This window comes from Coprococcus sp. AM11-30B, from assembly GCF_027674365.1.
GTDB lineage: Bacteria > Bacillota > Clostridia > Lachnospirales > Lachnospiraceae > Allocoprococcus > Allocoprococcus comes.
In genome coordinates, this window is the sequence record NZ_JAQDVB010000040.1 from 1 (window position 1) to 12,267 (window position 12,267).

Genomic DNA, 12,267 nt, shown 5'->3' on the forward strand with positions numbered 1-12,267 from the left:
AACTATTAGAAATAGTAAAGCGAAGGTAACTTTCAGTCTTCAGCAGAGACTGAAAGCAACAGAAGATTTGAATTTTACGGAGGAATTATGGACAAGAAAAAGTATTGGATAATCCGATTATTCTTTGTGCTTTTTACAATATCCGTATCTGTTGCAATACTTCCTTGTGGAATAATAAATGTTCATGGCTTATTTGGTGAGGTAACCACATATGTAGTGGTCGAAGATAAAGAACAAGAAATTGTCAGTATCGAAGACGTAGACCATAAAAAAGTCCAAACTGTAAAAGGCATAAACATTCTCAATATTTGGTTATCGCTTTTAAGCGAAAGCACAAAGCAATTGGTATAGCATTGCTGCTTGTAATAGTGCTTAGTGTCTTGATTTTGGGATACATGTGGATTCATTCGCCAATGTAACAATCGGAATTTGGAGGAGATTCTTATTTATGAAAAAAGGGATAAACAAATCAATCTTATTTTACATTGCATCAGTTCTGTTTTTCATAGCGTCAGCTATTGGCTTTACGAGTGGAAATGAAAGTTCTATGGCTATAGTATGGTTATGTCTTGGTTCTTCATTTCTTTGCCTGGGTTCGACTCATAAGAAAAAGGAAAACAATACAGATGATAAATAATTTCCTGCTTGTATTGTTGGAAAATCGGAATTCATAGAGTTCTTTTGTGATTTGCAACTGCTGGTTGACAGATTTACAGCCTGAAATGGTGGAATGCAAACAGCAAAACTGTTATATTGAGCTCATAAAATCTGCAAAAGGAGGAAAAAATGATTTTAGCTGATAAGATTACAGAGGAAAGAAAAAAGAATGGATGGTCACAGGAAGAACTAGCCAATCAGTTGGGCGTATCCAGACAGGCAGTATCTAAGTGGGAAAGTGCAGGAGCTGTTCCAGATTTGCAAAGAATTTTACAGATGTCGGAGCTATTTGGTGTTAGTACAGATTACCTATTAAAAGATGAAATGCAAGCAGAAAATATCACCTATCACGAAAGTACTGAAAGATATGCAGAACCGTTGAAAAAAGTAACTATGGAGAATGCAAATGAATTTCTTGACATGAAAAGAAATGGATCCAAAGTAGTGGCAAACGCAACAAGTATGTGTATCTTAAGTCCAATATTATTGATTGTTCTTGTGACAATGGCAGAAGATGGCGTATTTCATGTTTCGGAATCTCTAGCAACAGTATTTGGATGTGTTTTTTTGCTTGGAATGGTTGTGGCAGCCGTCTTTTTGTTTATTACATATGGAATGCGAGAATCACATATGGAACATTTTGAAAAAGAATGCTTTGAAACAGAGTATGGTGTATCTGGAATAGTACGAGAAAAAAAAGATTCCTATGAACCGATTTTTATCAGAGGAACAGCTGTTGGGGTAGTGCTTTGTATACTGGCAGTGATTCCGACAATTATTGCCGGAGCCATGGAAACGTCTGACTATTGTTGCGGCCTTTCCGTTGGATTGCTGCTATTCATACGTGCAATAGGAGTGAATCTGTTGGTTCGTGTTGGGATGGTAAAAAGCAGTTACGATACCCTTCTTCAGGAAGGCGAATATACAAAAGAAGAAAAACTGTTTAAGAAAAAGACTGACACGTTTTCTGGTGTATATTGGTGCTTGACTACAGCGATTTACCTTGCATGGAGCTTCTGGACGATGAGCTGGGATATTACATGGATTGTATGGCCGGTTGCAGGTGTTTTGTTTGCAGCATTGCTTGGTGTGGTGAAAATGGTGTTAAAGAATGGCAGTGAAACTCAGCACTATATTTAAGATGGAGTTAAGTTTTTTTCGCATATTATACGCATCCAGAAATTCCAGTTGACCGAGTTCTTTAGAACGAAGGATTGGTGGATTAGAAAGTGTCTTTTACAGGAAGGTGATTAGATGAATGATCAATTCTTACAAGGGGTAATATTCGATTGGAATAGAATTGATAACGATAGTTATTTAAAGAAAATTAAGGCTTTTAAGGGGATTCAAAAACTTGATTTCAACAAAGCAATCACCTTTTTTGTCGGAGAAAATGGCAGTGGTAAATCAACTTTATTGGAGGCACTTGCCGTAGCACATGGTTTTAATCCTGAAGGTGGAACAAAGAATTATGTTTTTTCTACGCATGATACACATTCAGAGCTGTGTGATGCGATAAGAATTTCCAAAGGTTATCGGAAGGAAAAGTGGGGGTATTTTCTTAGGGCTGAAAGTTTTTATAATGTTGCAACGAAGGAAGAAGAATATGCAGATCTCGCACATCCTTCTGCCAAATATCATGAAAAATCACATGGAGAGAGTTTTCTCGCATTGGCACAGAACAATCTGCATCCAAATGGCTTGTATCTTTTTGATGAGCCGGAAGCTGCATTATCCCCACAGAGACAGCTTACATTGTTGATGCAAATATATAGTTGTGCAAAAGAGGGAGCACAGTTTATTATAGTTACGCATTCGCCGATTTTGTTAGGAATACCAGATGCAGATATCTATTGTTTTGATAATGGACGCATACATCTGTGCGAATATGAGGATACAGAGAGCTACCAGGTAACAGAAATGTTTATAAACAACAGGCAGATGCTGTTGGATAGATTACTAACAGATTAGATAATAAAGAAATTGACAACTTCAAGTTTGTAACGAAGGTATTTGCGATGAAAGGAATTAAGATTGAGTTATTGGGGATTGCAATAATACCTTTAGGAATTGCTGTGACAACAAATAATTTTTGGGGATATGTCCTAGGTGTTTTTGGATTTGGCGTCGCTGTAGTTGACTGTTTTCTAAAAGATAATCACTGATAACTTCTTGTTTGAAAAATTGAGAAAACGTAATATTGAACAAAAAAGAAATGCACAGTTCTTAGCTTATCGTGAACTGTGCATTTTTGTAAATAAATACTTTTAATTAGCCGATTACGGCATCCTCTGCTGTAAAATGTTCCAGAGAATTTTCTTTTACCTGAATGCAGATATAAGTAATTCCAGAAATATCGGATGCAAAAAACTGACGCTTTGCAGCAGGTGCGATTTTTAGCCAGTCTCCAGCTGAAAGGTTAATTTCTTCTCCATCAATTATGGCTTTGCCGTTACCTGAAAGAATTCCATAGATTTCTTCATTTTCTTTATGAGAATGAACAAATGGGACATTTGCTCCTGCAGGTAGTTCGTTTAAACTGATTTCTGCACCTGTTAAAGACAACTTTTCATGCAGCTCAATTCGGTTTTCCTTTCCAATAGTTGTTTTTGTGTAATTTGCCATAATAGTACCTCCATAGTTAATTTGTAGTTTCTGGTTGCTTGGTATTAGTATAGTGTGAGACACATACAAAAACAAGTACGCACCTTTTTGTAACTGTACACTCAAAAATGAATGTGTTACAATAGACTCGGAGGTGAGAATTATGCGAGCAAAAGAAGAATTACCGGAATGCCCAGTTGCAACAGCAGTATCTCTTATCGGAGGAAAATGGAAACTGCTGATTTTGCGTAACTTGAAAGAGCGTCCATGGAGATTCAATGAGCTACAACGAAGTATAGATGGTATTTCACAAAAGGTTTTGACAGATAGTTTAAGACAAATGATGAGTGATGGGCTGGCATATCGCCACGATTACCATGAGCAGCCACCGAGAGTTGAATACGGCTTAACGGAACTCGGAACAAAAATGCTTCCAATTGTTAATTCACTTGCTGATTTTGGTAACTACTATAAATCAATTATTGAACAGAATTAAGGACGTTAGTATTTGAAAAGCTTGAACAATTCCAGTTGATATTTCACATATTTTAGGAAATTTAATAACTGTTATATTTGATTATCAAATTCTTCGCAAACCCTTGAAAATACTAAGTTTGTAGCAAGTGAACTTTCCCTTACTCTTTCCCTTGTGTTACATTTTCCCATTGCTTTTCATGAACCTTAATATGGGAAAAATTAAGGGAAAGAAAATTTCATAACACAATATAACATATAACAATAACGACATGGTGAACTGATTGAAATGTTTTCGATATTTAACTCTGTAACTGATTATCAAAAGAAAATGGAGATAAGATACGATGAGAACAATTTATGCAGAATATAATATAAACCACGATAGTATTGATGTTTACACAAGTGCTGGATATATGCTTCGCATTGATTGCTGGGAAGCTGAAAAAAATTTAAAAACCACATATGGATCAGAATGTGCGCTTACTTCATTGGCTGTGGATGAGCCTTTGGAATATGCAAGATTATATCTTGATGGCAATTTACAGATGTGGGTGGATACAGAAGATTCATTAGAACTTTATTAAGCAAGAAGTGAGATAGTGTTGTAGGGAGTTTCCTGTAGTTAAAGATACCACACCCGATATGATGAACCCACGCTTATACACTACCAGCTATGATAAAAGAAAGGACAGCAATTTGACACTGCTGTCCTTTCTTTTATAAAATTGCAGTACACAGAAAAAAGCTGTAAAATGAAAAATATATTTGTCCTTGTAACAATTCTCGGACATTTGCCTGTTATACTATCTGCAAAAAGAAAAGGAAGTGATAATATGAAGCATATTTTAATTGTCGAAGATGATAATCTTTTGAATAAAACGCTTACTTATAATTTGGAATTGGACGGTTACACAATAACTTCTGTTCTGAATGCAAGGACAGCCGCTGAATCATTAAAAACAAACATTTTTGATTTGGTATTGCTGGATATAAATTTACCAGACGGAAATGGTTATGACCTATGCCGTCTTATCAAGCCAGAGCATCCTGATACAGTAGTTATATTTCTAACTGCCAACGATCAGGAAAGCAATCAGATACGGGGATATGAAGCTGGTGCAGTGGATTATATCACGAAACCTTTTTCGATTAGTGCTTTGCAGCGAAAAATCAAAGCCATGTTCGCTATGTTGGAGCATCACAAACCAGCTAAGGATATTTACGAGGATGGTAGCTTGTTTCTGGATTTTTCGGAACAATTTGCAAGTTTGAACGGGAAACCATTAGCACTTTCTGCGATGGAATATAAAATGTTGAACCTATTTCTTAAAAATCCGAAGCAGGTACTTACTCGCCAACAATTTTTAGAAAAACTGTGGGATGTTGATGAAAAATATGTAGATGAACATACCCTTACTACTTCTATCAGCCGTATTCGCAGTAAGATTGAAGCGGATGGCGACACATATATCAAAACGGTTTATGGTATGGGGTATCAATGGACAGGAGGCGAAAAGAAATGAATCTGAATAACCTTTCTGCTAAGAAAATTTGTAGACTGGTTAGTGCTGGCATGGTTTTCTCTATGCTGGTAATTACCGGTATTTTCGGCGGTATAATGCAGGATATACGAATTTTTATAGTGGGTGGAACATTGACACTCTGTGCGTTTTTCTGGATTTGGCTATTGGTGCTGATTTTTGGAAAACGCCTTTCTCATTTTACTTCTAATTTGTGCCGGACGCTGGACAACATGATTGATGGAAACGAGGAATTACAAAAGTCAAATGATAGTGAAACTCTTTTTGCCCGTATCAACCACCGCTTAATTCGGTTGTATGAGATTATGCAGAAAAACCGGCACAAGGTAGACATGGAACGACAGGAGCTTCAAATGCTGATTTCTGATATTTCACATCAAGTTAAAACGCCTGTCAGCAATTTGCAAATGGTAACGGACACACTTTTAACAAAGCCTGTTTCAGAAGAAGAACGGATGGACTTTTTACAAGGCATACGTAGTCAGACTGATAAACTGGATTTTCTGTTCCAAGCACTGGTTAAAACGTCCCGGTTGGAAACCGGAGCAATACGATTAGAAAAGAAAGACAGCAGCTTATTCCATACGCTTGCACAAGCCATGAGCAGTATTGTATATGCCGCAGAGAAAAAAGAAATTGCTGTATCCGTGGATTGCCCGGAAAATTTGATAATCTCCCATGACAGCAAGTGGACAAGCGAAGCCCTTTTCAATCTGCTGGACAATGCAGTAAAATACACTCCGTCAGGTGGAAAGATTTCTGTATCAGTGGTTCAGTGGGAAATGTACGTAGAGGTCAAAGTGACCGACACCGGCAAGGGCATTTCAGAAAGCAATCAGGCTGCCATCTTCCGGCGCTTCTATCGTGAGGAAGAAGTACACGATCAACAGGGTGTGGGAATAGGTTTGTATTTGGCTCGTGAGATTGTAACAAGGCAAGGGGGCTATATCAAGGTTGTTTCAGAGCTGAGGCAAGGCTCAGAATTTTCTATTATGCTTCCTGTAAGGTAAGATATAACCACTTTTTTTGAAATGTCCGAGCGTTGTAACATTTCACTCTGATTTTCGATAAAAATTTTTTCTATCTCGGACATTTGTGTAACATTTGTGGTTTACAATGGCTTTATCAACAGATAGAAAGCCTTGAAAGGAGCATTTGAATATGAGCATTTTACAAACAATCGACTTAAAGAAGTATTACGGCACAGAACCAAATATTACTCGTGCCCTTAATGGTGTAAATTTTACTGTGGAACAGGGAGAATTTGTTGCCGTAGTTGGAACTTCCGGCAGCGGTAAGTCTACATTGCTTCACATGATGGGAGGACTTGATACCCCCACTTCCGGCAGCGTGATTGTACGGGGAGAAGAACTCGCAAAAAAGAATGATGATGAATTGACAATTTTCCGCCGTCGTAACATCGGATTTATCTTCCAAAATTATAATCTGGTTCCGATTTTGAATGTATATGAAAATATCGTCCTGCCTGTGGAACTGGATGGCGATACAGTAGACCAGAAATTTATGGACGAAGTTGTGTATATGTTGGCTTTAGAAGATAAACTGGAAAATATGCCGAACAATCTTTCAGGCGGTCAACAGCAACGTGTAGCGATTGCACGAGCTTTAATTACGAAGCCTGCGATTATCCTTGCTGATGAACCGACCGGAAATCTTGATAGCAAGACCAGTGCAGATGTGTTAGGGCTTTTGAAGCATACCAGCGGAGAATTTAATCAGACCATTGTAATGATTACTCACAACAACGAGATCGCTCAACTCGCAGACCGCATTGTACGGATTGAAGATGGTAAAATTGTTGGCTAAAGGAGGTGGGAATTATGAATTATCCTTTTGAAAATGATACCAGTGCAGTAATTAAAAAATTAGCACGAAAAAGTGTGCGTTTTGATAAGAAGAAAAACTTATTTTGCCTTTCGGCAATTATTGTAGCCGTTGCTATGATAATGATGTCGTTGCTCACAGTGCAAAATATCATTTATCAAAATCAGAAAGAAATCGAAGGATTACATCAAGGGATTTTCTTTGACATTACGCAGGACAGTAAAGAAAAGTTGTTAGCAAACGAAGAAGTAAAAAGTGTAGGACTTTCCTGTAATATCAAAACAGTGAAAGAAAATTCTAAAGAACTGTCTCTGATTTATTATGATGATGACATGCTTAGTTTGATTCCTGCCTTTGACGGAAAATATCCAGAGAAAGCAAGTGAAATTGCTGTTACAGATGCCTTTTTTGCCAGTGAAAATAAGTCTCCGGAAATCAACGCCATAGTTCAGTTGAATCTGGATGGTACTTTGAAGAATTATACTATTGTTGGTATTTATCATGATAAAACTTCTACCGCTTATCCTGTTTTTGTTTCACTTGAAAAATGCCGGGAATTACGTGGAAATAACCTGCTTAATGGATATGTTTGGCTTGAAAATGCAGATACCCTTACAAAAGACGAAGCAACAGAAATATTATCTCAAATTTCAGAGGAGACTGGACTGAATAATTGGACAGTCAGCAGTTACTATGATTATGTAAATACAACTTTGTCCTTCAGTAATTATGCGGTATATGGTGTAGTTGCTGCCATTTTGTTTTTAGCTGCCGCACTTGTAATTTACAGCATTTTCTATATTTCGGTTGGACAAAAAGTTGCTGAGTTCGGACAGCTTCGGACAATAGGGGCAAGTAAAAAGCAAATTTATAAAATAGTTCTTAAACAGGGTTATATGCTTGCAGTTCCGGGGATTTTAATTGGTAGTATCATGGGAACGATCATCAGCTATTGTCTGCAATCAAAAGGCTGGTCAGTATTTGCATTTATTGTTTCTCTATGTGGCGCATGCCTTTTTGGAATACTGCTTGTTTATATTAGTGTTCGTAAACCAGCAAAAATTGCAGCGAATACTTCTCCAATTTCCGCCCTGAAAAATCCAGTGGGAATTGTAAATTACCGCACTCACAAAAGACATCGTATTACGCCTGTATATTTAGCGAAAATCAGCTTTTCCAGAAACAGAAAAAAATCTCTATTGACCATTTTATCATTGGGACTGTGCGGAGTTATATTTTTCCTTGCAGCAAGTTATCAGAGTTCTTTTAATGCCGAGAGTATGGCTCGTTATTGGGATATGAAGTACGGAGATTTCAAAATCAGCATTGATTTAGAAAACGAAAGTGAAAATTTGGATGCTCTCTTGCAGAAAGAATATTTTTCTGATTATGTAAAGCGTGTTGGAGATATAGAGGGAGTTAGCAATATATTTACTTATGCTACCGTACCAGTTGATTTCTCAACAGACAATGATATTTCAGATAGCACCTTGATGCTCGGCTATAATGAAAAGGATTTGGCGTCGCTAAATGCAGCGGTTTTGTCTGGAAATATTACTGATGATACAGAATTAGTTGTAAGTGATCCCGAACGTATTTATGATGTTTACCATTGGAAACCTCAAATTGGGGATACTGTGACCTTTAATTTCAAAAATCATAGTGGTAAAACAATAACAAAAGCATTCAAAATTGGTGCAATCACTTCCAGCAATGATGGAATGGGTGGCTATATTTTCAGAATGCCGGAAAATATGCTCAAAGAACTTGCAGGTTATGACTGTACATACGCAATCGAAATACAAGCAGAAACTGAATATCAGGAGATAATCGAGCAAGAACTCAAATTACTCGTTTCTGACAATAGGGATGTTCGCTTACAAACCCTTCAAGATTTTATTGTAGAACACCAATCAGACAATCGTGCAGGTTTTACATTAGCTTATGCGATTGCAGCCATCTTGTGGATATTTGCGGTCATCAATCAAATCAATCTTACTGTGACAAATCTTTTATCACAGAAACAGGAAATGGGCACACTAAAATCTATTGGTATGACAAATAAGCAGTTGAAGCAAGCATTTATGATGGAAGGTCTTTTTACTACTTTGATTGCATTGCTTATAACTGCTGTTGTTGGAATCCCCGGCGGATATGCAATCGGTATATTTTTGAAAAATGCAGGCATGTCTACGGGATTTGTATTTCCGGTTGTTGCTTTTACTCTTTTTGCTGTTGCTATGTTTATGCTTGAAAGTTTGATGACAATATTGCTTATTCATTCATGGAAGAAGCAATCTGTTATTGCAATAATGCGAAATTGATGATAGAAAGCTTTTCATATCTCGGTCAGCTCCACAATTACATTACTCTGCTGATACAGCCAGTCCGTAAATTCTTTCGGGCTGGCTGTTCCTGTTTTTACAGCCTTTTTTCTCTGTAATACTTCTTTTCATACAGTAAATTTTCACTAGGCTGGTATGGAGTAATTTTACTGTCTATACAGTAAGTTGAAAATACTAATATGGTCTTTTTTCTAACCAAACTTTAAGATAACATCTAATTCCAACATATGCGCCCTGCGAAAGTACGAAAAGCAATAGAAGATTTACTGACAGTACTTTTTTGATTGATTCTCCAAAATAAATGACAATAGCAACACTTGTCAGTATCATTAGTAGAGTAATAACATCCCAACAGTTTTTCTTATATAATTCTATAACCTTTATTTCTATCAGTATCGCCAGCATCCCTGTTCCTGCCATACATATTCCTACAATCAATATTAGCAATAACCAATATACCATTCCGGCTATAAAAGCATTTGGAATTTTTGTACTAATCTGTGCCGCAGAATGCCCGGCATCAATCGTCCATCCGACAAAGGTTTGTATGAATGATGCTAAATCATTGAAGAATGATTTACAATCGACAAGGAACATATCTGACTGTACTGCCTGAAAAAGAGTGGTTGTCAACGAATACCATGCAAGAAGGAACAAGGTTGTTTGGAACATTACCGTTTTTGCTTTATACTGTCCTGCAAGTCGCTCTTTTTGTGTTTCGTATTTTGCTTTTGCATTCTGATAGGCTGTCCGGTTACAGGCTTCACATTTTTCATAGAGTACCGGCTTTTCTACCGGTATTTCTACGATTTTCTGATGTGTCCGGGCATAATCCCGTTCCTGTGTTAAATAGCATATTTTATCTTGACATTCCTCTATCATGACGTTTGCGCTTCGCAACTTCTCTTTCTCGATCCGCAATGCTCTGTCTGCCAGCTTCAAGTCGTTCTTTAATGCTTGAATATTCCCGGCTCTGTTCTCTTTGTTTAATTTCTCGTTCAAGGTCAGAGATTCGCTGAGCTGCGTCTTCAGTTCCACGATAAGCTGTTCTTTCTGTTCTAGTTCTTCTTGTATCTCCTCGGTCAAGAGCAGAAGTTCTTCCAACTGTTCGGCGTTCTTTGATTCTCTGGATTCGTTCATCTATATCACGTCCTTTCTCTATCTGCTGTTCCAGTTCAGCAATTCGGTGTTCTGTTTCAGTAATAAACTGTTTTCGCTGTTCAGCTTCTGTGCCAATTTCTGCCATTGCTGATTTTCGTTTTCCAAAAGCTCTATCTTCGTTTTCTGTTCTTCCATCTTGGAAAGCAGTTCCTCGGTATTTGGCAAAATGTTGAGCAGCTCGGTTAACTCGTTGTTTAATTTTTGTAATTTCTGATTCTGTTTTTGCATAAGAGAGAGTTGAGTGTCCCGGTTCTGCATTTCCAGAATCATTTCTGCCATTAGGTTCTGCTGTTCTTCGATTTGACCAATCATGGATTCCATTAAGGGTATAATTTCCCGGCTTTCTTCTAATGTCATTTAATCGCTCCTTCCATAATGATAATGCACCCGATACTTTCCCAAAGGTGTTTAGTATCTTTTGCAATAACGTGTTTTGTTGTTTTATGATTTGATTTTCCGCTACTTTCCACGAGCCTTTTATTTCCTGCCCGGCAAAAAACTTTTGTTCAATCTTTCTTGCGTCAGCTCCTTCATGGATGGTAGGAATCTGGAGTTTTCCCTGCTTTTCATAAGAACGATGATCAACTTGATTATGCAAAGGCAGATGTTCATTACATACCTTTGCCCATTCACTCCGCCACAGTTCACAATTTTTTGGATTGTTCCATCCAGTAGCATCGGTCAGCACCCGTTTCCATTGCAGGCGGTTTCTTGCTCCAATCTTCTGGATTCCGTTTTCGTCTAATACAGGGATACGGATTCCATGACGGTCAGGGTTTTTCTTATCCTGCCACCAGTTCGGATGGGATTCATCAATCACGATATTTCCGTTTTTATCTCTGACAAAATCCCAATCCTTGACTTCTTTCTTTCCCCAAGAATGATCCGGGTTAAAAGGACGCATAGTTAGAAGCAGATGGACATGGGGGTTGCCATCCCCTTTGTCGTGGATACTCCAATCAGCGCACATTCCTCTATCTACAAAAGTTTTTTGGATATAGTCGGTTGTATATTGAATTTGTTCCTGTCTGCTCCATTCTTTGGGGAGGGCAAATTCAAATGACCTGCCAAGTTGGGCATCTGCATTTTTTTCAATCTTCAATACCTCATTCCATAACCTCTGTTTTTGAAATGTGATTTTAAATTTTTTTATAGCAGCTTCTTTATCTTCTGACCTTTTGTATCGGACAGACTTTTGAAAGCGTTTTATATTTTCCTCTGGTACTATCTGCCATTCAGAAGGTGCGTTTTCGCACATCATCAGACTGGTGTAGACCACTTCTTTTTTAGAAGTGTAATAACTGATACTCCCGGTTTCTTCGTTTTTCATCACATCCCCATTGAGATATGCAGAAGCGGAGATAACAGATTTTCCTTTACTTCGTCCGACTATTTTGATTGTGTAATGAAAAATCGCCATGTCTGGATTCCTCCTTTCTGCACATCCGGCATAGATTTCCGGCAACATTGCTTTCAATTTTAGAAAAAGCAGCATTGCCGGAACGCCCTCTGCGTAAGAGTGCCCTGCGCATAGCAGTCTGCATGGAATGCGCCCCTCTGGCGAAGAGTGCCTCCTGCGGCATGAGCAGGTCTGGCTGAAAGCCCCGCCGACGGAACGAGCCCGGCAAGCGTGAGCG

General features: G+C 38.0%; 14 protein-coding genes and 1 pseudogene. 11 read left to right on the top strand and 4 right to left on the bottom strand.

Annotation, left to right across the window (positions count from 1 at the left end):
- The first annotated feature begins 87 nt into the window (after window positions 1–87).
- The 5 genes from PGU50_RS17405 to PGU50_RS17425 all read left to right on the top strand — a co-directional run bounded on the left by PGU50_RS17405 (window position 88) and on the right by PGU50_RS17425 (window position 2,822).
- On the top strand, window positions 88–351 hold the full coding sequence (locus tag PGU50_RS17405) for a hypothetical protein (protein WP_008373716.1): 264 nt from the start codon (window positions 88–90) through the stop codon (window positions 349–351).
- Window positions 352–448: 97 nt separating this feature from the next.
- Window positions 449–637 (top strand): hypothetical protein, encoded by a 189-nt coding sequence (locus PGU50_RS17410; RefSeq protein ID WP_005342828.1) that lies wholly within the window; start codon window positions 449–451, stop codon window positions 635–637.
- A gap of 149 nt (window positions 638–786) precedes the next feature.
- Window positions 787–1,797: a helix-turn-helix domain-containing protein gene (locus tag PGU50_RS17415; protein WP_270247596.1), complete on the top strand. Its 1,011-nt coding sequence runs from the start codon at window positions 787–789 to the stop codon at window positions 1,795–1,797.
- A gap of 114 nt (window positions 1,798–1,911) precedes the next feature.
- Window positions 1,912–2,628, top strand: coding sequence for an AAA family ATPase (locus tag PGU50_RS17420; protein WP_118198907.1), 717 nt, complete (start codon window positions 1,912–1,914; stop codon window positions 2,626–2,628).
- A gap of 47 nt (window positions 2,629–2,675) precedes the next feature.
- Window positions 2,676–2,822 (top strand): hypothetical protein, encoded by a 147-nt coding sequence (locus PGU50_RS17425; RefSeq protein WP_270247597.1) that lies wholly within the window; start codon window positions 2,676–2,678, stop codon window positions 2,820–2,822.
- 106 nt (window positions 2,823–2,928) lie between these two features.
- Here the strand turns inward: PGU50_RS17425 and PGU50_RS17430 are convergent, their stop codons facing one another.
- On the bottom strand, window positions 2,929–3,282 hold the full coding sequence (locus PGU50_RS17430; RefSeq protein ID WP_270247598.1) for a cupin domain-containing protein: 354 nt from the start codon (window positions 3,280–3,282) through the stop codon (window positions 2,929–2,931).
- 142 nt (window positions 3,283–3,424) lie between these two features.
- On the opposite strand from PGU50_RS17430, the gene PGU50_RS17435 reads away from it, so the two are divergent.
- From PGU50_RS17435 to PGU50_RS17460, 6 genes are all read left to right on the top strand, one after another.
- Complete coding sequence (locus tag PGU50_RS17435; protein WP_008373705.1) at window positions 3,425–3,757, top strand: winged helix-turn-helix transcriptional regulator; 333 nt, start codon at window positions 3,425–3,427, stop codon at window positions 3,755–3,757.
- Between the two features lie 325 nt (window positions 3,758–4,082).
- Window positions 4,083–4,322: a DUF6061 family protein gene (locus PGU50_RS17440; RefSeq protein WP_006859036.1), complete on the top strand. Its 240-nt coding sequence runs from the start codon at window positions 4,083–4,085 to the stop codon at window positions 4,320–4,322.
- Between the two features lie 249 nt (window positions 4,323–4,571).
- Window positions 4,572–5,261 carry a response regulator transcription factor gene (locus tag PGU50_RS17445; RefSeq protein ID WP_009265522.1) on the top strand — a complete coding sequence of 230 codons (690 nt, stop codon included), beginning with the start codon at window positions 4,572–4,574 and terminating at the stop codon, window positions 5,259–5,261.
- Window positions 5,258–6,289, top strand: coding sequence for a sensor histidine kinase (locus PGU50_RS17450; protein ID WP_006859034.1), 1,032 nt, complete (start codon window positions 5,258–5,260; stop codon window positions 6,287–6,289). Before PGU50_RS17445 ends, PGU50_RS17450 begins: the two co-directional genes overlap by 4 nt.
- 151 nt (window positions 6,290–6,440) lie before the next feature.
- Complete coding sequence (locus PGU50_RS17455) at window positions 6,441–7,106, top strand: ABC transporter ATP-binding protein (protein WP_006859033.1); 666 nt, start codon at window positions 6,441–6,443, stop codon at window positions 7,104–7,106.
- Window positions 7,107–7,120: 14 nt separating this feature from the next.
- Entirely contained in the window at window positions 7,121–9,448 is a 2,328-nt protein-coding gene (locus PGU50_RS17460) for an ABC transporter permease (RefSeq protein WP_117593969.1), read from the top strand.
- A 195-nt stretch (window positions 9,449–9,643) separates the two neighbouring features.
- Here the strand turns inward: PGU50_RS17460 and PGU50_RS17465 are convergent, their stop codons facing one another.
- From PGU50_RS17465 to PGU50_RS17475, 3 genes and pseudogenes are all read right to left on the bottom strand, one after another.
- Window positions 9,644–10,351, bottom strand: a complete 708-nt coding sequence (locus tag PGU50_RS17465; protein ID WP_008394183.1) for a DUF6040 family protein — start codon at window positions 10,349–10,351, stop codon at window positions 9,644–9,646.
- Window positions 10,329–12,050, bottom strand: coding sequence for a MobA/MobL family protein (locus PGU50_RS17470; RefSeq protein ID WP_107029154.1), 1,722 nt, complete (start codon window positions 12,048–12,050; stop codon window positions 10,329–10,331). Before PGU50_RS17470 ends, PGU50_RS17465 begins: the two co-directional genes overlap by 23 nt.
- Window positions 12,007–12,267, bottom strand: a pseudogene (locus tag PGU50_RS17475) (hypothetical protein); the annotation flags it as partial. The gene PGU50_RS17470 and the pseudogene PGU50_RS17475, both read right to left, overlap by 44 nt.

Bases quoted from the DNA above. Each gene is read 5' to 3' on its own strand.
- PGU50_RS17405 (WP_008373716.1), top strand. From the start codon at position 88: ATGGACAAGAAAAAGTATTGGATAATCCGATTATTCTTTGTGCTTTTT.
- PGU50_RS17415 (WP_270247596.1), top strand. From the start codon at position 787: ATGATTTTAGCTGATAAGATTACAGAGGAAAGAAAAAAGAATGGATGG.
- PGU50_RS17440 (WP_006859036.1), top strand. From the start codon at position 4,083: ATGAGAACAATTTATGCAGAATATAATATAAACCACGATAGTATTGAT.
- PGU50_RS17470 (WP_107029154.1), bottom strand. From the start codon at position 12,050: ATGGCGATTTTTCATTACACAATCAAAATAGTCGGACGAAGTAAAGGA.
- PGU50_RS17455 (WP_006859033.1), top strand. From the start codon at position 6,441: ATGAGCATTTTACAAACAATCGACTTAAAGAAGTATTACGGCACAGAA.
- PGU50_RS17445 (WP_009265522.1), top strand. From the start codon at position 4,572: ATGAAGCATATTTTAATTGTCGAAGATGATAATCTTTTGAATAAAACG.
- PGU50_RS17430 (WP_270247598.1), bottom strand. From the start codon at position 3,282: ATGGCAAATTACACAAAAACAACTATTGGAAAGGAAAACCGAATTGAG.
- PGU50_RS17435 (WP_008373705.1), top strand. From the start codon at position 3,425: ATGCGAGCAAAAGAAGAATTACCGGAATGCCCAGTTGCAACAGCAGTA.
- PGU50_RS17460 (WP_117593969.1), top strand. From the start codon at position 7,121: ATGAATTATCCTTTTGAAAATGATACCAGTGCAGTAATTAAAAAATTA.
- PGU50_RS17410 (WP_005342828.1), top strand. From the start codon at position 449: ATGAAAAAAGGGATAAACAAATCAATCTTATTTTACATTGCATCAGTT.
- PGU50_RS17420 (WP_118198907.1), top strand. From the start codon at position 1,912: ATGAATGATCAATTCTTACAAGGGGTAATATTCGATTGGAATAGAATT.
- PGU50_RS17465 (WP_008394183.1), bottom strand. From the start codon at position 10,351: ATGATAGAGGAATGTCAAGATAAAATATGCTATTTAACACAGGAACGG.
- PGU50_RS17450 (WP_006859034.1), top strand. From the start codon at position 5,258: ATGAATCTGAATAACCTTTCTGCTAAGAAAATTTGTAGACTGGTTAGT.
- PGU50_RS17425 (WP_270247597.1), top strand. From the start codon at position 2,676: ATGAAAGGAATTAAGATTGAGTTATTGGGGATTGCAATAATACCTTTA.